The sequence below is a fragment of the Actinosynnema sp. NPDC023794 genome, from assembly GCF_040639675.1.
Lineage (GTDB): Bacteria > Actinomycetota > Actinomycetes > Mycobacteriales > Pseudonocardiaceae > Actinosynnema > Actinosynnema luteola.
Window position 1 is genome coordinate 177,743 of record NZ_JBFAFR010000005.1, and the last position, 19,857, is coordinate 197,599.

A 19,857-nucleotide genomic window follows, 5' to 3' on the forward strand; every position below is an offset into this window, starting at 1 on the left:
CGGAACGAGCCCTACCAGCCACCGTCCGGGTCTCAGGTGCCGGGTTGGACCGCGGCCTCGAAGAAGTCCGCGACCTGGTCGGCGGTCAGCTCCTCGCCGCCGCTCTTGGTCACGATGCCGAGCAGCGGCAGGTCGTCCGCGGTGAACACGAGCAGCCCCAGCCCGCCGTCCGCGGCGGCCCGGTACTTGCCGGTGAGGCCGTTGCCCGCCCACTGCGCCTCGACCATGTCGGTCTTGAGCGACCGCACGACGGCCTCCGCGCCGTGCTGCGCGCCGATGACCGTCTCGGTGAGCACGTACTGCACCGAGTAGTCGTCCTTCACCGCGCAGCTGACCGCGGTGCCCTTGATGCCGTCGACGCCGCCCACGCCGGGCGTGCCGCCCGCCTTGCACGTGCTGGTGTCCGGGATCGTGCCCGCGAGCAGGCGCAGGCACTCGGTGAAGCCCTTGTCGTCCTGCTGGGTGTCGTTCTTGCACTCCTGCGCGCTGGGCACGCCCGACCCGTTGAGCGCGAAGATCCCGCCGACCACGGCCAGCACGAGCACCACGGCCGCGCCCGCCGAGATCAGCACGGTCCGGTTGGGCTTCTTCCGCTCCGGCTTGCTCTGCGCGCGGGGTGCGACGGTCGGGAAGTTGAACTGCTGCGGCCCGGTCTGCGGGTAGACCTGGTACGCGCCGCTGGCACCGGGGTTCACCTGGTAGGCGCCGCTGGCACTGGGGTTGACCTGGTACGCGCCGCTCGCGCTGGGGTTGACCTGGTACGCGCCGCTCGCGCTCGGGTTCACCTGGTGCGCGCCGCTGACCGCCGGGTTCGACTGCTGGTACGCGCCGGACGGCGGGGTCACCGGCTTGGTGACGACCGTGTCGGGCTCCGTCGGCCTGGTCGGCTCCTGGGACCGCGGCGTGACGCCGTTCTTGGGCACGTGGTGCGCGCCGAGGGCGACCGAGGTCTCGGGCTGGTCCAGGCTCGTCGGCACGATCCGCACCTGCTCGGCGATCATGGTCGCCACCAGCGGGATCCGGCTCGCGCCGCCGACCAGGTAGATGCCCGCGAGCTGGTTGGGCGCCATGCCGGTGGAGCGGATGGTGGACTCCAGCAGCTCCACGCTGCGCATCATGCTCGGCCGGACCAGCGCTTCCAGGTCGGACCGGTTGACCAGCACGTCCTCGAACGGCTCCGGCATCGGCACCTCGGTGTGCGCGTGCCGCGACAGCGACTCCTTGGCCGCGCGCACGTCCTCCTGCAACGTGCGTCGGGCCCGGCGGTCGGCCGTCGACTCCGGGCGCAGCAGCCGCTGCCAGGCCGCCGGGTCGCGGTGCGAGACCTGCCGGCCGACGTGCTCGAGCAGGGCCTGGTCGACGTCGAGGCCGCCCAGGTCCGGCAAGCCGTCCTCGGCGAGCACGGTGAAGCCGCTCTGGGTGGCGCCGACGATGGCCACGTCGAACGTGCCCGCGCCGAGGTCGTACACCGCGAGCGCCTGGCCGACGGCCAACGAGGCGTAGTGGGAGGCGGCGGCGACCGGCTCGGGCACCAGCACGATCTCGCCGGTCACGCCCGCGAGGCGGGCCGCGGACAGCAGCACGTTGCGGCGCGTCGGGCCCCACTGCGCGGGGTGGGTGAGGCGGACCTCGTCCAGCGCCTCGCCGCCCAGCTGGCGGGTGGTCTCGTCGAGCACGCGGCGCAGCACGGCGGCCAGCGCGTCGGTGACCGGCACCACGTTGTCGCCCAGCAGCAGCACGCCGTCGTCCACCCGGCGCTTGGGGTTGGGCTCGAAGCGGGCGGGGTCGAGGCGGGCGCGGCGCTCGGCGTCACGGCCGACGACCAGCGTGCCGTCCTCTTCGCAGTAGACGGCCGACGGCATGGTGGCCGAGCCGTCCACCTCCACGACCCTCGGCGGCCGTCCGTGCGCCGCGAGCACCGCGACGGTGTTGGAAGTGCCCAGGTCGACGGACAGAACGCGCACGATCGGAACTCCTCAGTTCGAGCCGGGGTGATCGTGCCACAGCCGTCCCACCCCGCGAGGTCGCGTCGGCGCAATCCAACACTGTCGGACCTTTGGGTCAGTATGGACGGCGTGGATGTCCTGGCCGCCTTCTCCCCCGCCACCCGGCAGTGGTTCGCCGGGGCCTTCGCCGCGCCCACCCCGGCGCAGGCGGGCGCGTGGGAGGCGGCGGCGGCCGGTGAGCACGCGCTGGTCATCGCGCCAACCGGGTCCGGCAAGACGCTGGCCGCGTTCCTCTGGGCGCTCGACCGGCTGGCGTCCACGCCGAAGCCCGACGAGCCGAAGCGGCGGTGCCGGGTGCTGTACGTCTCGCCGCTGAAGGCGCTGGCGGTGGACGTGGAGCGCAACCTCAGGGCGCCGCTGGCGGGTATCCGGCAGGCCTCCCACCGGCTGTCGCTGCCCGAACCGGACGTCACGGTGGGCATGCGCACCGGCGACACACCGGCGGACGCGCGGCGGGCGTTCGCCCGGACACCGCCGGACGTGCTGGTCACCACGCCGGAGTCGTTGTTCCTGGTGCTCACGTCGGCCGCGCGGGAGTCGTTGCGCGGTGTCGAGACGGTGATCGTCGACGAGGTGCACGCGGTGGCCGGCACCAAGCGCGGCGCGCACCTCGCCCTGTCCCTCGAACGGCTGGACGCGCTGCTGGAACGGCCCGCGCAGCGGATCGGGCTGTCCGCGACGGTCCGGCCGGTCGAGGAGGTGAGCGCGTTCCTCGCGGGCGGGCGGCCGGTGCGGGTCGTGCAGCCGAAGACGGCCAAGACGATCCAGGTCCAGGTCGAGGTGCCGGTCGAGGACATGTCGGTGCTCGGCGAGCCCACCGGCGAGGTGTCGGGCTCGGCGGCGGGCGCGGAGCAGCGCGCGTCGATCTGGCCGTCGGTGGAGCAGCGGGTCCTGGAGCTGGTCCGGGAGCACCGGTCGACCATCGTGTTCGCCAACTCCCGGCGGTTGGCCGAACGGCTCACCGCGCGGCTCAACGAACTCGCCGAGGAGGCCTTCGAGCTGGAGCGGTTCCCCGCCGAGGCGCCCGCCCAGTCCGGCGTCACGACCCAGCGCTCGGCCGCGATCGCCCGCGCCCACCACGGCTCCATGTCGCGCGAGCAGCGGGTGGTGGTCGAGGAGGAGCTGAAGTCGGGGCGGCTGCCGTGCGTGGTGGCGACGTCGTCGTTGGAGCTCGGCATCGACATGGGCGCGGTCGACCTGGTGGTGCAGGTGGAGGCGCCGCCCACGGTGGCGTCCGGGTTGCAGCGCGTCGGCCGGGCCGGGCACCAGGTGGGCGCGGTGTCGCGCGGGGTGATGTTCCCGAAGTTCCGCGGCGACCTGGTGTCGTGCGCGGTGGTGGCGGAGCGGATGCGGGACGGCGCGATCGAGGCCGTGCGGTACCCGCGCAACCCGCTGGACGTGCTGGCGCAGCACGTCGTGGCCATGGTGGCGATGGAGACGTGGACGGTCGAGGCGCTGTCCGGGCTGGTGCGGCGGGCCGCGCCGTTCGCCGCGCTGCCGGAATCGGCCCTGCAGGCCGTGCTCGACATGCTCGCTGGCCGCTACCCGAGCGAGGAGTTCGGCGAGCTGCGGCCCCGGATCACGTGGGACCGGATCACGGGCGAGCTGCGCGGCAGGCCGGGTTCGCAGCGGCTGGCGGTGACCTCGGGCGGCACGATCCCGGACCGGGGCCTGTTCGCGGTGATGACGCCGCCGTCCGAGCGGGGTCCGGGCTCGCGGGTCGGCGAGCTGGACGAGGAGATGGTCTACGAGTCGCGGGTGGGCGACACGTTCCTGCTGGGCACGTCGTCGTGGCGGGTCGAGGACATCACCCACGACCGGGTGATCGTGGTGCCCGCGCCGGGTCAGCCCGCGCGGATGCCGTTCTGGAAGGGCGACGCGCCGGGCCGTCCGCTGGAGCTGGGGCGGGCGCTGGGGAAGTTCCTGCGCGAGGTGTCCACGATGGACGACGCGAAGGCTGCCGAGCGGACGGCGTCGGCCGGGCTGGACGCGTGGGCGACGTCGAACCTGCTGGCCTACCTGGGCGAGCAGCGTGAGGCGACCAGGCACGTGCCCAACGACCGGGTCGTGCTGGTCGAGCGGTTCCGCGACGAGCTGGGCGACTGGCGGCTGGTGGTGCACTCGCCGTTCGGGGCGCAGGTCAACGCGCCGTGGGCGTTGGCGATCGCGGCCCGGCTGCGGGAGCGGCGCGGCATCGAGGTGCAGGCGGCGCACTCCGACGACGGGATCGTGATCCGGCTGCCCGACGCGGTCGACCTGGACGGCGCGCAGGTCGTGGCGGGCGCGGACGACGTGCTGCTCGACCCGGAGGAGGTCGAGCAGGTCGTGGTGGCCGAGGTGGGCGGCTCGGCGCTGTTCGCGGCCCGGTTCCGGGAGTGCGCGGCGCGGTCGCTGCTGCTGCCCCGGCGCGACCCGCGCAAGCGCTCGCCGTTGTGGCAGCAGCGGCAGCGGGCGGCGCAACTGCTGTCGGTGGCGGCGAAGTACGAGAGCTTCCCGGTCGTGCTGGAGGCGATGCGCGAGGTCCTGCAGGACGTGTACGACGTGCCCGGCCTGCGCGAGCTGATGACCGACATCCGGGCGCGGCGGGTGCGCGTGGTCGAGGTGGAGACGCCGTCGCCGTCGCCGTTCGCGCGCAGCCTGCTGTTCGGGTACGTCGGGATGTTCCTGTACGAGGCGGACGCGCCGCTGGCCGAACGGCGGGCGGCGGCGCTGTCGCTGGACTCGGCGCTGCTGGCGGAGCTGCTGGGCTCGGAGGCGATCCGGGAGCTGCTCGACCCGGAGGTCGTGGAGGAGGTCGAGCGCAACCTCCAGCGCCTGGCGCCGGACCGGCACGCGCGTGACGCGGAGGGCGCGGCGGACCTGCTGCGGTTCCTCGGCGACCTGTCCGAGGCGGAGGCGCTGGCACGGGGCGTGCGGCCGGAGTGGCTCGCGGACCTGGTGGCGCAGCGGCGGGCGATCCGGGTGCGCATCGCGGGCGAGGACCGGGTGATCGGCATCGAGGACGCGGGCCGGGTGCGCGACGCGTTGGGCGTGGCGCTGCCGGTGGGCGTGCCGGAGGTGTTCACCGAGCCGGTGGCCGACCCGTTGGGCGACCTGCTCGGGCGGTACGCGCGCACGCACGGGCCGTTCCCGGCGGTGGAGGTGGCTGAGCGGTTCGGGCTCGGCGTGGCCGTGGTGACCGGGGTGCTGGAGCGGATGGCGGCGACCGGTCGGCTGGTGCGCGGTGAGCTCAGACCCGGTGGGACGCACACCGAGTACTGCGACGCCGACGTGCTGCGGCGGTTGCGGCGGGCGTCGCTGGCCCGGCTGCGGGCCGAGGTGGAGCCGGTCGAGCCCGCGGCGCTGGGCCGGTTCCTGCCGGGCTGGCACGGCGTGGGTCGGCGGCTGCGGTCCGCGCCGACCGTGGACGACGTGTACTCGGTGGTCGAGCAGCTGGCGGGCGCGCCGCTGCCCGCGAGCGCGGTGGAGTCGCTGGTGCTGCCCTCGCGGCTGCCCGGCTACAGCCCGGCGCTGCTGGACGAGCTGACCGCGTCCGGCGAGGTGACGTGGACCGGGTGCGGCTCGCTGGCCGGCGGCGACGGCTGGATCGCGTTGGCGCCGGCGGACGTGGCCGACCTGCTGCTGCCGGACCTGGTGCCGGAGGCGATGCCGGACTCGTCGCTGCACACCGCCGTGGTGGAGGCGTTGGGCGGCGGCGCGTTGTTCTTCCGGCAGCTGGTCGACCGGGTGTCGTTGCAGGGTCCGACGACGGACGGCGAGGTCGTCGGCGCGCTGTGGGACCTGGTGTGGGCGGGCGTGGTCACGAACGACACGTTGGCGCCGCTGCGGGCGCTGGTCGCGGGTGGCGGCACGGCGCACAAGCCCCGGCGGGCCGCGCCACGTGGCCGGTACGCGCGGATGCGGGCCGGCAGACCGGACATGCCCAGCCGCACCGGGCCGCCGACGGTGGCGGGCCGGTGGTCGCTGGCCGTGGTGCCCGCCGTGGACGCGACGCGGCGGGCGCACGCGCGGGCCGAGGCGTTCCTGGAGCGGCACGGCGTGCTGACGCGTGGCGCGCTGGACACCGAGCGGGTGACCGGCGGGTTCAGCGGCGTGTACCGGGTGCTGCGCGCGATGGAGGAGTCCGGGCAGGTCGTGCGCGGGTACGTGGTCGAAGGGCTCGGCGCGGCGCAGTTCGCGGCACGGGGTGCGGTGGACCGGCTGCGGGCGTCGTCGAGATCGCCGGGGCAGGAGCACGCGGGCACGCCGGACGCCGTCGTGCTGGCGGCGGCCGACCCGGCGCAACCCTACGGCGCGGCGCTGGCGTGGCCGGAGCCGTCGGGCGAGGGCAAGCACCGGCCGGGCCGCAAGTCCGGTGCGCTGGTCGTGCTGGTGGACGGGCTGGCCACGCTCTACGTGGAGCGGGGCGGCCGTTCGCTGCTGTCGTTCACCGAGGACGAGGAGCCGTTGCGCGCCGCGGCGCAAGCCCTGAGCCGAGCCGTGCGCGACGGCTGGCTGGGACAACTGGCCGTGCAGCGCGCGGATGGCGAAGTGGCGCTGGGCTCCCGCTTGGCGGCCATCCTCCAGGACGCGGGCTTCCGCGCCACCCCCAAGGGATTGCGGCTGCGCGCGTGACACCCACCGAGATCACCCGAAAGGGGAGGCGAACCGGAAACTTTCGGCACACCATTGACGTTGCCGGGATGAAAGGAGGCGGCGGCGCACGGCGAACCGGTCTCACGCGACCAAGCAGTCTCACGCGACCAAGCACCAGCCACCGACCTCACGCGACCTGCCTCACGACGCGGTCTGCCCCCGCGACCTGCCTCACGACGCGACCTGCCCCACGCGACCTGCCTCGTCGGCCACACCGTCGGCGTGACCGATGATCGACGCCAGGCCCTCGTGGCGAGCTGACAGCGCACGACGGCCGAGCTCGCCGCCGCAATGGCTCACCTCAAGCGCCTCCCGGGCCTCCAGCGCATCCCGGGTGTCGCCCTGTCGGGGGTCTCGCACTTCCTCGACCACAACGAACTCGGCCTGACCCTCGACGACCTGGTCGGGCTCGCCCACGAGCTCACCCGAGTTCGAGCTGCCCCTGGCGTTCTGGCGGCACACGGACCAGGCAGCTCGCGAGATGCGGCTGTTCGACGCAGCGCTGCACACCGCCCCCCCTGGCCGCCGTTCCGCCTGGCCACCGCTGAGCGCGACCCGGCGGCCGGGGGAACTCACGCGACCCGGCGGCCGGGGGAGTTCAGCGGAACAACGCGCTGTAGGCGTTGAGCGCGGGCTGGCCGCCCAGGTGGGCGTAGAGGACGTCGGAGTCGCGCGGGATCTCGCCGGTGGAGACCAGTTCCACCAGGCCCGCCAACGACTTGCCCTCGTACACCGGGTCGGTGATCATGCCCTCCAGCCGGGCACCGAGCTTCATGGCGTCCACAGTGGACTCACCCGGCACGCCGTAGATGCCTTCGTGGAACCGGTCGTCGAGGATGACGTCTTCGTCGGTCACCTTCACGCCCAGCAGGTCCGCCGTGTTCTTGGCGATGCGCGTGATCTGGGCACGGGTGTCGCACGGCTCGGCGGAGGCGTCGATGCCGATCACCCGCCGACCGCTGCCCGCGAACCCGGCGACCATGCCCGCCTGCGTGCTGCCGGTCACCGAGCACACGACGATCGTGTCGAACCGCACGCCCAGCTCGACCTCCTGCTGTTCGACCTCGGCCGCCCACCCGGCGAACCCGAGCCCGCCGAGCGGGTGGTCCGACGCGCCCGCCGGGATGGCGTACGGCTTGCCGCCGGCCGCGCGCACGTCCTCGATCGCCTGCTCCCACGCGGGTTTCACGCCGATGCCGAAGCCCGCCTCGACCAACCGCACCTCGGCGCCCATCAACCGGCTGAGCAGGATGTTGCCCACCCGGTCGTACACCGCGTCCGGCCAGTCGACCCAGCTCTCCTGCACCAGCACGCACTTCAGCCCGGCCCGCGCCGCCGCCGCGGCGACCTGGCGCGTGTGGTTGGACTGCACGCCGCCGATCGACACCAACGTGTCGCAGCCCGTCGCCAACGCCTCCGCCACCAGGTACTCCAGCTTGCGGGTCTTGTTGCCGCCGTAGGCCAGCCCGGAGTTGCAGTCCTCCCGCTTGGCCCACACCCGCGCACCGCCGAGGTGCCTGGTCAGCCGCTCCAACCGGTGCACCGGGGACGGGCCGAAGGTCAGCGGGAAACGCTCGAAATCGCCCAGCGCCATGTCAGTTCTCCTCACCCGGGAACAGGTCTGCCAACGTCGCCCAGTTCCGCTCGACCAGCCGTGCCGCGAGGTCGGCGTCGGCTGCGGCGAAGGCGGTGATGATCTCGTCGTGCATCGCCACCGAGTGGCGGCCGGTCGGCGCGGCGAACCGCAGCCGTTCCAGTCTGCGCACCAGGGGCGTGTAGCGCTCGATGGTGGCCGTGACGGCGAAGTTGCCACCACTCCGCACGGCCACCGCGTGGAACTCGTCGTCGGCGGCGAGCGCGGCGGGCACGTCGCCGGAGGCCAGGGCGTGGGCGAACGCCGTGTTCGCGGCACGCATCGCGTCCAGGTCCGCCTCGACCAGGCGTGGCGCGGCCAGCCGGGCGGCGAGCGCGTGCATGGCCTGGACGACGACGTGCGCATCACGCACCGCCGCCGTGTCCAGCGGCGTGACCCGCGTGTAGCTGTGCGGCTTGCTCTCGACCAGCCCTTCGTCGGTCAGCCGCGCCAACGCCTCGCGCACCGGCGTCCGGGACAGCCCCAGCCGGTCGGCCAGCTCCACGTCCTTGATCGGCACGCCGGGCGCCAGGTCGCCGCCCAGGATCGCCTCGCGGATCGCGACCAACGCCTGGTCGCGGTACAAGGCGCGGCTAATATATTGCATACCGGCGCACTGTAGACGGTGACCGACAAGATCACCAGAAGTCGTGTCCTGGCTCAGTTGAAGTGATCAGGGCTCAGCGGAGGTGACCAGCGGGGCCCCGCGGCTCAGTTGATCTGCGGTTAACCGGTGGGGTCGCGTCGGCGTAGTGCGAGTTCACTGCGGGCTGGCCGGTGTAGTTGGGGCCGGCCTGGTCGTCCGCGCCGAGGTAGTGGAACGGGAGGTCGACCTGCCTGCGCCCGACGCACCTGACGCGGCGTCGTCGCGAGTCGTAGTCGAACCCCGCCGACCGCAGCGACCCGGTCAGCCGGCGGCCCCACGGGCGACCGTCCGCCGACACGACCGCGGCGAGGTCGAGGTTCGCCACCAGGACGCCGTCCGCGGTCAGCCACGACGCCGCACGGGCGAGGACGTCGAGCTTGTCGCCGACGTAGTGCAGGCCGTGGACGCAGGTCACCAGGTCGAAGGAACGTCGCGGGGCGAAGGACTCCACCGGGCCCGTGACGAGCTCCACCCCCGCGTGCGGCGGTCCGGCGAAGAAGTCGACGAGGTCGACACCGGTGATCCGCAGCCTCGGGTCGTCCACCAGCCGGGCGCATTCCAGCAGTGCCGTGCCGGTGCCGCAGCACAGGTCGAGCCAGTGGAACGTCTCGCCGCCCCGCGACAACCGGTCGGTGATCAGGTCGACGACGTCGATGCCGAGTTCGCGGCCGTAGCCGTTGGACCCGGTGAGCCCGCGTTCCCGGTTCATGGCGCAGTTCGCCACGACCGACGACCGTTCCAGCGACTCGTTGTCCAGCAACCGAACCATGGTTCAGCCTAACGATCGCGCTCCGTGGCGTGATCCGCGCCACGCACCTGTCACAACTCCCGACCACGCGGTGTCTTGTGACCGCCCGGGAACGAAGGAGACACCATGGCGCAGCTCGACACCGCGTGGACCGGCTGATGGCCGAGCACACCACCGACACGGCGACCGCGGCTTTCGTCGCCCACCGCAACCTGCTCTTCACCGTCGCGTACGAGATGCTCGGCTCGGCCGCCGACGCCGAGGACGTCCTGCAAGAGGTCTGGCTGCGGTGGGTGGAGGTCGACCTGGCGCAGGTGCGCGACCACCGCGCCTACCTGGTCCGGATCACGACCAGGCAGTCGCTCAACCGGCTGCGCGCGGTGCAGCGCCGGAAGGAGGCGTACGTCGGCTCCTGGCTGCCCGAGCCGATGCTCACCGCGCCGGACGTGGCCCAGGACCTCGAGCTCGCCGAGAGCGTGTCGATGGCGCTGATGCTCGTCCTGGAGACGCTGTCGCCGACCGAGCGCGCCGTCTTCGTGCTGCGCGAGGCCTTCGACGTCGGCTACGACGAGATCGCCGCCGTCGACAAGACCCCCGCGGCCGTCCGCCAGATCGCGCACCGCGCCCGCCGGCACGTCGACGCCCGCCGTCCTCGTGAAGCGGTCTCGCCGGACGAGGCACGGGCGGCGCTGGAGTCGTTGCGGCGCGCGCTCGAAGCCGAGGACGTGCAGGGCCTCCTCGCCGTGCTGGCCCCTGACGTCGTGCTGGTCAGCGACGGCGGCGGCGTCAAGCGGGCCGTGCCGCGGCCGGTCACCGGCGCCGACCGGGTGATCCGGATGGTCCTCGGCGGTCTGGGGCGGCTCGAGAGCACGTTCACCGGTGACCCCGTCGTGGTCAACGGGAACCCGGCGCTCGTCGTGCGCTTCGACGGCGAGATCGACGGCGTCATGGCGATCCGGGTCGAGGACGCCCGCATCACCGGCCTCTACTACGTCCGCAACCCGGAGAAGCTGACCCGGGTCGGGGCCGAGACGGCACTCACCCTGCGGTGAGGCCGACGTGTCGACGGGGCGACAGGAGGTGTCGGGCGACGGAAGGGTCGGCGGGGTGCCGGCGCCTCCTCAGCGGGGGGTGAGCACGCAGAACTCGTTGCCCTCCGGGTCGGCCAGCACGACCCACGGCACGTCGAGCTGCCCCACGTCCACCCGCACCGCGCCCCACGCCTCCAGCCGGGCGACCTCGGTCGGCAGGTCGCCGTCCGCGAACGGCGCGAGGTCGAGGTGCAGCCGGTTCTTCACCACCTTCGGCTCGGCCACCCGCACGAACTCCAGCGACGGTCCGGCTTCCTGCGTCAACGACGCGAAGTCGGCCGCCGCGCGCGTCACGGGCAGCCCGGTCGGACCGGCCCAGAACGCGGCCAGCGCCGGCGGGTCGGACGCGTCCACCACGACCGCCGCCACCGGACCGGTGTGCGCGTACTCGTCACGCTGCTCCAGCACGCAGAACTCGTTGCCCTCCGGGTCCGCCAGGACCACCCACGGCACGTCGCCCTGCCCGATGTCGATCGGTTTCGCGCCCAGCTCGACGGCCCGCGCCACGATCGCCGCCTGGTTCTCCGGCGACGTCGACGCCAGGTCGAGGTGCACCCGGTTCTTCACCTCCTTCACGTCCCGCACGAGCCCGAACACCAGCTCCTGCCCGGCGCTCAGCGCCACGTCGACCTCGTCGTCGCCCTCACCGGTGATCGGTTGACCGAGCAGGGCCGACCAGAACCGGCCGAGCGCGGCTGGATCGGCCGAATCCACCACCACATCGCACCACCTCGTTGCCATGGTCCGAAGGTAACGTCTGCGCAATGGCTCAGCTGGTTCTCGGTCCGGTGCTGCGGCACGTCGACTCCTCCTCGGCCACGGTGTGGGTCGAGACCGACGGGGCGTGCGAGGTCGCCGTCGCCGGCCACCGCGCCGAAACGTTCCAGGTCGGCGAGCAGCACTTCGCCCTGGTGGTGGTCGAAGGGCTGGAGTCGGGCACGACCACGCCCTACGACGTGAGGCTGGACGGTGACGTGGTCTGGCCGCCGCCGGACTCGCCGTTCCCGGCCCCGAGCATCCGCACCACGCCGGTGCGGCGGCTGCTGTTCGGGTCGTGCCGCGCGGCCAAGGGCGAGGGCACGCCGGACAAGCTCGGACCGGACGCGCTGGACGCCTACGCGTTGCGGATGAAGGACGAGCCGCGGGAGCGGTGGCCGGAGGCGCTGGTGCTGCTCGGCGACCAGGTCTACGCCGACGAACCGACGCCGCGGGTCAAGCGGTGGCTGGCCGAGCGCAGACCGGAGCCGGCGGGCGAGGTGGTGTCGTTCCGCGAGTACGCCGAGCTGTACCACGAGTCGTGGGCCGACCCCGAGATCCGCTGGCTGATGTCCGTCGTGCCGACGTCGATGATCTTCGACGACCACGACGTGCGCGACGACTGGAACACCTCGCGGACGTGGCGCGAGCAGATGGCGACCAAGCGCTGGTGGCCGGAGCGCATCCGGGCGGGGCTCGCGTCGTACTGGGTCTACCAGCACCTGGGCAACCTCAGCCCGGACGAGCTGGCGACCGACGAGCTGTACGCCAAGGTGCGGTCCACCGGTGGTGACGTGCGGGAGCTGCTGGAGGACTTCGCCGAGCAGGCGGATCGGGAGGTCGACGGCGGCAAGTCGACGCAGTGGAGCTACCGGCGCGACTTCGGCCGGGTGCGACTGCTGGTGATCGACACGCGCAGCGGGCGCATCCTGGCCGGGCCGCAGCGGCTGATGGTGGGCGACGAGGAGTTCGACTGGATCGAGGAGAACGCCCAGGGCGACTTCGACCACCTGCTGGTCGGCTCGTCGCTGCCGTGGCTGATGCCGCACGCGTTGAGCCACTTCCAGTCGTTGAACGAGCGGATGGCCGGTCTGCCGGGGTGGCGGGGCCGGGTGGGCGAGAAGGTGCGGCAGGTCGCGGACCTGGAGCACTGGCCCGCGTTCCGGGCGTCGTTCGAGCGGATGGCCCGGCTGGTGGAGCGGATCTCGGGGGCCGAGGGCTCGCCGGGGACGGTGTGCGTGCTGTCGGGGGACGTGCACCACAGCTACGCGGCACGGGCGACGTTCGCCTCGTCGGCCGGGGCGGCGGGGTCGGTGAGGGCGAAGGTGTACCAGCTCGTGTGCTCGCCGGTGCACAACGAGCCGCCGTGGGTGTTCCGGCCCGCGTTCCGGCTGTCGTGGTCGAAGCCGATCGCCAGGGTGCTGCGGTGGTGGGCCGACCGGCGCGGCATCTCGCCGGACCCGGTGGCGTGGCACAAGCTCAGCGGCCCGCACTTCGGCAACTCGGTCGGTGTGCTGGAGATCGACGGCCGCGCGGCGCGCTTCCGGTTGGAGACGGCGACGGGTGAGGGGTTGGAGGAAGTCACCGCCCTGGAGCTGTGAGGCGGCTTCGTGGCTCGGCGGCTCCGGTTTGTGTCATCGCCTGGAACTACAACGGCCAGGGCGGAGGCAAGCGCGTCCGCCGCCGGGTGGGCGCCGGCGGCGGACGCACGTGAGCCGCTACTTGGTGGCCAGCCTCAACAAGGCCCACAGCTGCGCGATCGCGTCGTGGTCGCCGGCCGTCGGAGGCAGGTCGCGATCCGGGATCCGGCCCCACAACCAGCGGTACACCTGCATGGGGGTCCCGGTCACCTCGCCGTTCGCCGACGAGACCTCCCCGTCGGTGACGAGCCTGGCCACCGCCGGGTCGGGGCCGGTGGTGGCCAGCCACACCTTGTCGCCGGTGCGGATCGCCACGGTCCCCTCGCGCGTGCCGCGCACGCCGAGGATGTCCAGCCGGTGACCCAGCCAGAGCGTGAGGATCTCGTCCACGCCGTCCTCGGCCACGTCGTCGTCCACCGGGTCGATCGGCAACCCCGCCGCCGCCTGCACGTCCATCCGGTGCACGGTCGACTCGTGCGCCAGCCGCCGTGCCCAGAAGTTGTGGTTGCGCTCGGCGGGCCACCACGTCTCGCACGGGTCGTCCGGTTCGTGCGGCCGCAACGCCCGCACCAGCGGCCTCACGCCCGCGCGCACGTACTCCGGCAACGGCTGTCCCGGCTCCGGGTCCTGTTGCCACACCAGGGGTTGGCTGCCTTCCCTCAGCCACGTCGACACCATCCGGTACGTGCTGCCCACGTGTCGCGCGGTCTCCCCGAGGTTGAGCCCGGGGCACGCGGGCACCTGGCGTTCCGGGCGCTGTCCCTCGGCCGACGCCGCCAGGCGCTCGGCTTCGGCCTCCACTACGTCGATCAGGCGGTCGTAGGCGACCAGTCCCCTGCTCACAGTCCGTCCTCGTACATGATCTCGTCGACCAACTCGGTGAACTGCGCCGCTTGGCGCACCAGGTCGTCGGCTGCGCGCTGGGTGACCTGCCTGGTGATGCCCGCCAGCACGGCCGCGCGCGTCGCCGAGCACTCGGCGAAGAACGCGGCCCACTCGCGCAGCTCCGGCGCGAGGGAGGGCAGCAGGACCCACACGCTGGTCGGCTTGGCCCGGCCCCGGTGGGGGCGGCCCCTGGCCGCCAGCACGGCCGCCGCCGCCCGCATCGCGGCCAGGTAGGCCGTGGCGAAGCGGGTGGGCGGGTTCGGGTCCCGTTCGGCCTCGGCCAGGCACTCGCGGGCCTGTCCGAGCAGGGTCACCGCCGACGCCGGTGGTAGCGGGAGGGGAATGCGGCGGGGGAAGGTCTGAGTCATCTCGCGGCCTCCTCGCGGCGTCGGGACAGCGACGACCGCCGCGGGGAGACGGCGGCACTTGGTGGTGGGGCGCTTCCCCCACCCCACCACCAAGGCATTGCTCGAACAAACGTTCGAGCCAGACCAGACTATCCTGCCGGCCCGGAACTCCTCAAGCCGACCGCCCGTGGTCTTATGAACAGGTGAGCGCACTCGACCACCCCGGCATCCGCAAGGTGGCCGCCGCACTGTCCGAGGCGGGCCATCATGAAGCGGCGAACGGGATCCGCGTGTTGGCCGACGCCGTCCGCACCGCCGCCGCGGCGGCCGAGGCGGTGGGCGTGCCGGTCGGCGCGATCGCCAACAGCCTGATCTTCGCCGCGGTCCGCGACGGCGTCGCCACGCCGTTGCTCGTGCTCACCTCCGGCGCGCACCGCGCGGACACCGCGAAGCTCGCCGTGCTCGCGGGCGCGGACGCGATCGAACGGGCCACACCCGCGTTCGTGCGCGAGCACACCGGGCAGGTGATCGGCGGCGTCTCCCCGGTGGGGCACCCGGCGCCGATCCGCACGTTCGTGGACGTCGCCCTGGAGCAGTACGAGGTGGTGTGGGCAGCGGCCGGGCACCCGCACGCGGTGTACCCGACGACGTACTCGGGCCTGCTCGACCTGACCGGTGGCACACCCGCCGAGGTCGCGCAGTGACCGCCGCGCCGTCCCAGCGGGTCGTCGCGCTGTCCGCGCGGGAGTTGAACTCCCGGCTGGACGAGGCGCTCGCGCTCTACGTCAGCGCGATGGAGTACCCGCCCGGCACGGCCGAGCAGCGCGCACCCATGTGGTTGGCGCACATGCTGCGCGACGGGTGGCGGTGCGTGGTGGCGCTGGGCGAGCGGGACGAGCTGATCGGGATCGGGTACGGGTACCGGGGTTCGGTCGGCCAGTGGTGGCACGAGCAGGTGCGGCACGGGTTGACGATGGTGTCCGGGCCGAGGGCGGTCGAGGAGTGGATGCACGACTACTTCGAGCTGACCGAGCTGCACGTGCTGCCGCGGGCGCAGGGGCGAGGGGTCGGCGAGCAGTTGCTGCGGAACCTGGTGGAGGGTGTGCCCAGCTCACGGGTGCTGTTGTCCACGCCGGAGGGGCCCAGCAAGGCGTGGCGGTTGTATCGGCGGGTCGGGTTCGTGGACGTGCTGCGGCACTACCAGTTCACCGGCGATCCGCGGCCGTTCGCGGTGTTGGGACGGGTTTTGCCGCTCGAGTGAGTCGGTGAAGCCGGCTCTGCCGGTGGACGGGGTGAGGGCGGGGTCAGAAGGGGGAGACGAAGCCGGAGGCTTGGAGGTACTTGCCGGCGTTCAGGCCTTCGATCTTGCGCAGCTTCGAGTAGACGACACGTTCGCCGAAGTTGCCCTCGACCGTGCGGACGTGGGTGGCCTTGCGCCCCGTCCGGTCGTACTTGACCTCTACGACGAGGCCCACGTGGGCGTGCATGTCCGGGTAGTTGCCGTAGACGACGGCGTCGCCGGGCGCCACGTCGCGCTCGGAGATGTCCTTCCACCGACCGTTGGCCTTGCCCCACTTCTGCCAGTAGGTCGCCCAGTGGCCCTGGTCCAGGACGGAGGCGCCGGGTGCCGGGCGCATCGACGGCCTGTCCGGCACGCCGGCGGTGGTCCAGGCCCAGTTGACGAAGACGCCGCACCACTCGGCCGGGCGCAGCACGCCCTGGCCCGCCACCTGGTACTGCGGTGGGTAGTAGTTGCCGTTGCCCTCGCGCTGGCCGACCTGCCGCAGGGCGTTGTCGACGATCTCCTGCCGGATGCGCCACTCGGCCTGGTCGCCCAGCGGTTGGGCTTGGCCGAGGGCGGGCGACCCGGCGACCAGCAGCGCGCCGGCCAGTACCACGCCGAGTGCGGCACGCATCGCACGTCCGGTCATCAGGTCGTCCCCCTACGGTCGTTTCACCCACGACATCAAACACCTGATCCGGTGACCTCGGCGTGAGGCCGAGGTCACCGGGTCGGGTCAGAGTTCCGTGAGCCGCTCACGAAGAGTGTCCAGTCCCATGGCCCCCATCTCCAAGGCCTGCCGGTGGAACGCCTTCAGGTCGAACGCGTCACCGTGCCGGGCGCGGGCGTCGTCGCGGGCCGCCAGCCACAGCCGCTCGCCCAGCTTGTAGGACGGGGCCTGGCCCGGCCAGCCCAGGTAGCGGTCGATCTCGTCGCGCACGTGCGCCGGGTCGGTGATGGTGCGGGTGAGCATGAACTCCAGGCCGAGGTCCGGGGTCCACCGCTCGCCCTCGTGGAAGCCGGTGCCCTTGGGGATCTCCAGCTCCAGGTGCATGCCGATGTCGATGATCACGCGGGCCGCGCGGAACAGGTGCGCGTCGAGCATGCCGAGCAGGTCGCCGTCGTCCTCCAGGTAGCCGAGCTCGCGCATCAGCCGCTCCGCGTACAGCGCCCAGCCCTCGCCGTGGCCCGACACCCAGCACAGGAGGCTCTGGAACTCGTTCAGCTTCCCCGCCTGGTAGACGGCCGTGGCGACCTGGAGGTGGTGGCCCGGCACGCCCTCGTGGTAGACGGTCGTGACCTCGCGCCAGGTGGAGAACGTCTCCTTGTCGTCCGGCACGGACCACCACATGCGGCCGGGACGGGAGAAGTCCGGCGTGGGGCCGCTGTAGTACGCGCCGACGCCGCCGCCGGGCGGCGCGATGCGGCACTCCAGCTTCATCAGCTCGTCCGGCAGCTCGAAGTGCACGCCGCGCACGTCCTGCAACGCCTTGTCCGACAACTCCTGCATCCACGACCGCAGGCCGTCCTTGCCGTGCACCAGGTAGCGGGGGTCGTCGTCCAGCGCGGCGGCGGCCTCGGCGAGGGTGGCGCCCGGCTTGATCCGGTTCGCGACCTGCTTCATCTCGGTCTCGAGGCGGGTGAACTCCTCCCAGCCCCACTCGTAGGCCTCGGCCAGGTCGAGGCGGGAGCCGGTGAAGTAGCGGGACTGGAGCCGGTAGACGTCCTCGCCGACGGCGTCCTTCGTCGGCGCCTTGGGCGCGAGGTCGTCGCGCAGGAACGCGGCCAGGTCGCCGTAGGACTCCGCGGCGGCCTTCGCGCCCGCTTCGAGCTCGGTGCGCAGCGCGCCGTCCGCGGGGGCGTCGGCGATCAGGGTGGCGAAGAACGACTTGCCGCCGGCGCGGCCCGCCCAGGTGTCGCACTGCTCGGCGACCTTGCTGACCTGCCGCAACGCCGAGACGTGACCCTTGTCGGCGGCGTAGGCCAGGCCCGCGCGCAGGTTCGCCACCGCGTCCGGCACGGCGGTGAGCCGCTTGGCGATCACGGCCCAGTCGTCGGCGGTCTCGGTGGGCATCTGGTCGAACACCTCGCGCAGCGACTGCACGGGGCTCGCGATGACGTTGAGTTGGCCCTCCATCTGGCCGGCCTCGTGCAGCTCGACGTCGAGGCCGACGCGCTCCAGGAACACGGCCTTCGCGTCGGCCTCCGACTTGTCGGCGGGCTCGGCGGCGTTGATCGCGGCGAGCGCCTTCTGCGAGAGCTCCTTGCGGGCGGCGTGCCCCTCCGGCGAGTAGTCGGTGAGCCGGTCGTCGTGGCCGGGCTTGCCGATGAACGTCGCGGTCAACGGGTCCGCGGCCGCGTAATCGGCTACGAACTGGTTGCTGATGCCGTGCACGCCGGCGGAGGAGGTTGACATGCGCCGCACGTTACCTCCGGGCCGTGTCACTCCAACAGGTAATTAGCCACGCTCACGATCGTGTGTCGGCAGTCAACTTTTGACCGTGGCCGGCAGGATGGCCAGGTGCCCAGGGCCTCCGCGCTCCTCCTGCCGGTTCTCCTCCTCGCGCTGTTCGCGCTGACGGGGTGCGTCCGACTGCACGCCGCCATGGCGTTGTCCACCGACGACCGCGTGTCCGGCGAGATCACCGCCGCCACACCGCCGACCAAGGACAACGACCCCGGCCCGCAGTTGAAGGTGCCGAACGAGCTGGCCAGCAGGGTCAGCACCAAGCCGTACAAGGTGGACGACTACGTCGGCACGCAGCTGTCGTTCAACGGGCTGTCGTTCGACGAGGTGCGGGCGCTGTCGGTGGCGACGAGCGCGTCGTCGAGCCGCTACCAGCTGACGTTCCGGCGGTCCGGTGACCTGGTCACGCTGTCGGGGTCGGTCGACTTGACGCAGGTGCCGCCGGAGCGCGCCGACATCCAGGTGAAGATCAGCTTTCCGGGTGAAATCATCGACACGAACGGGCGAGAGGAGGACAACGCGACCATCGCGTGGTCGCCGAAGCCCGGCCAGGCCTCGATGTTGAGCGCGACGGTCCGCTACGCGGGCGCGAACTCGGTGTCGTACGTCGGCTGGACCGTGCTGGTGGCCGGGTTGACGGGTGGTGCGGCGCTCATCGTGCTGATCCTCGCGATCGTCGCCCACCGCCGCCACCAAGTCGCCTGAGCCCGCGGGCCGGTCTTCCGTCGCGCCCGCGAGGTCGCCTCCGGCCCGATCTTCGGTTACGCCCCCTGCGAGGTCGGAGGCGGCGCGGTTCTACACAGCGCGGGCGGGGACCAAGCCCAGGCGGCCGACGATCTCCCGGGTCGCCTTCGACCGGTTGAAGGTGTAGAAGTGCAGGCACGGCACGCCCTCGGCGAGCAGCCGCTCCCCCACCTCGGTCACCAGGTCGAGGCCCGCCGCGCGGAAGCCCGCCGGGTCGTCGACGTACGGGTCGAGGCGGCGCGCCACCGAGTCCGGCACGGACGCGCCCGACAGCTCCACCGTCTTGGCCAGCGTCCGCGGCGTCGTCAAGGGCATGATGCCGGGGATCAGCACGGTGTCGCAGCCGCGCGCGGCGACCCGGTCGCGCAGGCGCAGGAAGTCCTCCGGCTCGAAGAACAGCTGCGCGATGGCGAAGTCGGCGCCGGCGCGCAGCTTGCGCACCAGGTACTCGGTGTCGGAGTCCAGGTCCGTCGACCGGGGGTGGCCGTAGGGCGAAGCCGCCACGCCGACGCAGAAGTCGCCCAGCTCACGGCACAGCCGGACGAGCTCCTCGGCGTAGGTCAGGCCCTCCGGGTGCGCCACCCACTCGCCGTTCGGGTCGCCGGGGGGGTCGCCGCGCACGGCGAGGATGTTGCGCACGCCGACGGCCGCGTACCAGCCGATGACGTTGCGCAGCTCGGCCACCGAGTGGTCGACCAGCGTGAGGTGCGCCATCGGCAGCAGGGTCGTCTCCTGCGCCACCCGGCTGGTGGTGCGGATCGTCCGATCGCGCTGCGAGCCGCCCGCGCCGTAGGTGATGGACACGAAAGCCGGGTCGAACGCTTCCAGCTCGCGGATCGCGCGCCAGAGGATGGTCTCCTCGCTCGCGTCGCGCGGGGGGAAGAACTCGACGGAGAACACAGGTGATCCCCTGTGCAGGCGTTCGACCACCGACGTCATGCCGCACAGCCTAGAGGTTCGCCCGAGGCGTGGAAGAA

General features: G+C 72.7%; 17 protein-coding genes. 6 read left to right on the forward strand and 11 right to left on the reverse strand.

Going from position 1 to position 19,857, the window contains the following annotated elements:
- Nucleotides 1-32: 32 nt before the first annotated feature.
- Entirely contained in the window at nucleotides 33-1,964 is a 1,932-nt protein-coding gene (locus AB0H12_RS14535; protein WP_499623381.1) for an Hsp70 family protein, read from the reverse strand.
- A gap of 102 nt (nucleotides 1,965-2,066) precedes the next feature.
- Between AB0H12_RS14535 and AB0H12_RS14540 the strand changes: the two genes are divergently transcribed.
- Nucleotides 2,067-6,620 carry an ATP-dependent helicase gene (locus AB0H12_RS14540; RefSeq protein WP_499623382.1) on the forward strand — a complete coding sequence of 1,518 codons (4,554 nt, stop codon included), beginning with the start codon at nucleotides 2,067-2,069 and terminating at the stop codon, nucleotides 6,618-6,620.
- 192 nt (nucleotides 6,621-6,812) lie between these two features.
- Here the strand turns inward: AB0H12_RS14540 and AB0H12_RS14545 are convergent, their stop codons facing one another.
- The 4 genes from AB0H12_RS14545 to AB0H12_RS14560 form a co-directional block, all read right to left on the reverse strand.
- Complete coding sequence (locus tag AB0H12_RS14545) at nucleotides 6,813-7,058, reverse strand: hypothetical protein (protein WP_499623383.1); 246 nt, start codon at nucleotides 7,056-7,058, stop codon at nucleotides 6,813-6,815.
- A 181-nt stretch (nucleotides 7,059-7,239) separates the two neighbouring features.
- Nucleotides 7,240-8,235 (reverse strand): 1-aminocyclopropane-1-carboxylate deaminase, encoded by a 996-nt coding sequence (locus AB0H12_RS14550; RefSeq protein WP_499623384.1) that lies wholly within the window; start codon nucleotides 8,233-8,235, stop codon nucleotides 7,240-7,242.
- Nucleotide 8,236: 1 nt separating this feature from the next.
- Complete coding sequence (locus AB0H12_RS14555; RefSeq protein ID WP_499623385.1) at nucleotides 8,237-8,881, reverse strand: GntR family transcriptional regulator; 645 nt, start codon at nucleotides 8,879-8,881, stop codon at nucleotides 8,237-8,239.
- Nucleotides 8,882-8,954: 73 nt separating this feature from the next.
- Nucleotides 8,955-9,689: a class I SAM-dependent methyltransferase gene (locus AB0H12_RS14560; RefSeq protein WP_499623386.1), complete on the reverse strand. Its 735-nt coding sequence runs from the start codon at nucleotides 9,687-9,689 to the stop codon at nucleotides 8,955-8,957.
- A 137-nt stretch (nucleotides 9,690-9,826) separates the two neighbouring features.
- Here AB0H12_RS14560 and AB0H12_RS14565 point away from each other — a divergent pair, with 137 nt between their 5' ends.
- Nucleotides 9,827-10,720, forward strand: coding sequence for an RNA polymerase sigma-70 factor (locus AB0H12_RS14565; RefSeq protein WP_499623387.1), 894 nt, complete (start codon nucleotides 9,827-9,829; stop codon nucleotides 10,718-10,720).
- 69 nt (nucleotides 10,721-10,789) lie between these two features.
- On the opposite strand, the gene AB0H12_RS14570 is transcribed toward AB0H12_RS14565, so the two are convergent.
- Nucleotides 10,790-11,500 (reverse strand): VOC family protein, encoded by a 711-nt coding sequence (locus AB0H12_RS14570; protein ID WP_499623388.1) that lies wholly within the window; start codon nucleotides 11,498-11,500, stop codon nucleotides 10,790-10,792.
- 23 nt (nucleotides 11,501-11,523) lie between these two features.
- Between AB0H12_RS14570 and AB0H12_RS14575 the strand changes: the two genes are divergently transcribed.
- A complete protein-coding gene (locus tag AB0H12_RS14575) occupies nucleotides 11,524-13,116 on the forward strand; it encodes an alkaline phosphatase D family protein (protein WP_499623389.1) in 1,593 nt (530 codons plus the stop codon).
- Between the two features lie 117 nt (nucleotides 13,117-13,233).
- Here the strand turns inward: AB0H12_RS14575 and AB0H12_RS14580 are convergent, their stop codons facing one another.
- Nucleotides 13,234-13,998: a maleylpyruvate isomerase family mycothiol-dependent enzyme gene (locus tag AB0H12_RS14580; RefSeq protein WP_499623390.1), complete on the reverse strand. Its 765-nt coding sequence runs from the start codon at nucleotides 13,996-13,998 to the stop codon at nucleotides 13,234-13,236.
- Nucleotides 13,995-14,408 carry an SAV_6107 family HEPN domain-containing protein gene (locus AB0H12_RS14585; RefSeq protein ID WP_230566714.1) on the reverse strand — a complete coding sequence of 138 codons (414 nt, stop codon included), beginning with the start codon at nucleotides 14,406-14,408 and terminating at the stop codon, nucleotides 13,995-13,997. Before AB0H12_RS14585 ends, AB0H12_RS14580 begins: the two co-directional genes overlap by 4 nt.
- A gap of 182 nt (nucleotides 14,409-14,590) precedes the next feature.
- Between AB0H12_RS14585 and AB0H12_RS14590 the strand changes: the two genes are divergently transcribed.
- Together AB0H12_RS14590 and AB0H12_RS14595 are read left to right on the forward strand one after the other, a co-directional pair.
- Nucleotides 14,591-15,091, forward strand: a complete 501-nt coding sequence (locus AB0H12_RS14590) for a YbaK/EbsC family protein (protein WP_499623391.1) — start codon at nucleotides 14,591-14,593, stop codon at nucleotides 15,089-15,091.
- Entirely contained in the window at nucleotides 15,088-15,648 is a 561-nt protein-coding gene (locus tag AB0H12_RS14595; protein WP_499623392.1) for a GNAT family N-acetyltransferase, read from the forward strand. The genes AB0H12_RS14590 and AB0H12_RS14595 overlap by 4 nt, the downstream gene beginning before the upstream one ends.
- A 43-nt stretch (nucleotides 15,649-15,691) precedes the next feature.
- Here the strand turns inward: AB0H12_RS14595 and AB0H12_RS14600 are convergent, their stop codons facing one another.
- Nucleotides 15,692-16,318, reverse strand: a complete 627-nt coding sequence (locus AB0H12_RS14600; protein ID WP_499623393.1) for a CHAP domain-containing protein — start codon at nucleotides 16,316-16,318, stop codon at nucleotides 15,692-15,694.
- A gap of 87 nt (nucleotides 16,319-16,405) precedes the next feature.
- The gene (locus AB0H12_RS14605) at nucleotides 16,406-18,085 is read right to left on the reverse strand and encodes a DUF885 domain-containing protein (protein ID WP_499623394.1); all 1,680 of its coding nucleotides are present in this window, start codon (nucleotides 18,083-18,085) and stop codon (nucleotides 16,406-16,408) included.
- A gap of 105 nt (nucleotides 18,086-18,190) precedes the next feature.
- Between AB0H12_RS14605 and AB0H12_RS14610 the strand changes: the two genes are divergently transcribed.
- Nucleotides 18,191-18,841, forward strand: coding sequence for a DUF3153 domain-containing protein (locus tag AB0H12_RS14610; protein ID WP_499623395.1), 651 nt, complete (start codon nucleotides 18,191-18,193; stop codon nucleotides 18,839-18,841).
- A gap of 90 nt (nucleotides 18,842-18,931) precedes the next feature.
- Here the strand turns inward: AB0H12_RS14610 and AB0H12_RS14615 are convergent, their stop codons facing one another.
- Nucleotides 18,932-19,819, reverse strand: a complete 888-nt coding sequence (locus AB0H12_RS14615; protein WP_499623396.1) for a methylenetetrahydrofolate reductase — start codon at nucleotides 19,817-19,819, stop codon at nucleotides 18,932-18,934.
- Nucleotides 19,820-19,857: the final 38 nt, after the last annotated feature.

Bases quoted from the DNA above. Each gene is read 5' to 3' on its own strand.
- AB0H12_RS14615 (WP_499623396.1), bottom strand. From the start codon at position 19,819: ATGACGTCGGTGGTCGAACGCCTGCACAGGGGATCACCTGTGTTCTCC.
- AB0H12_RS14605 (WP_499623394.1), bottom strand. From the start codon at position 18,085: ATGTCAACCTCCTCCGCCGGCGTGCACGGCATCAGCAACCAGTTCGTA.
- AB0H12_RS14565 (WP_499623387.1), top strand. From the start codon at position 9,827: ATGGCCGAGCACACCACCGACACGGCGACCGCGGCTTTCGTCGCCCAC.
- AB0H12_RS14555 (WP_499623385.1), bottom strand. From the start codon at position 8,881: ATGCAATATATTAGCCGCGCCTTGTACCGCGACCAGGCGTTGGTCGCG.
- AB0H12_RS14550 (WP_499623384.1), bottom strand. From the start codon at position 8,235: ATGGCGCTGGGCGATTTCGAGCGTTTCCCGCTGACCTTCGGCCCGTCC.
- AB0H12_RS14540 (WP_499623382.1), top strand. From the start codon at position 2,067: ATGGACGGCGTGGATGTCCTGGCCGCCTTCTCCCCCGCCACCCGGCAG.
- AB0H12_RS14600 (WP_499623393.1), bottom strand. From the start codon at position 16,318: ATGACCGGACGTGCGATGCGTGCCGCACTCGGCGTGGTACTGGCCGGC.
- AB0H12_RS14575 (WP_499623389.1), top strand. From the start codon at position 11,524: ATGGCTCAGCTGGTTCTCGGTCCGGTGCTGCGGCACGTCGACTCCTCC.
- AB0H12_RS14585 (WP_230566714.1), bottom strand. From the start codon at position 14,408: ATGACTCAGACCTTCCCCCGCCGCATTCCCCTCCCGCTACCACCGGCG.
- AB0H12_RS14570 (WP_499623388.1), bottom strand. From the start codon at position 11,500: ATGGCAACGAGGTGGTGCGATGTGGTGGTGGATTCGGCCGATCCAGCC.
- AB0H12_RS14560 (WP_499623386.1), bottom strand. From the start codon at position 9,689: ATGGTTCGGTTGCTGGACAACGAGTCGCTGGAACGGTCGTCGGTCGTG.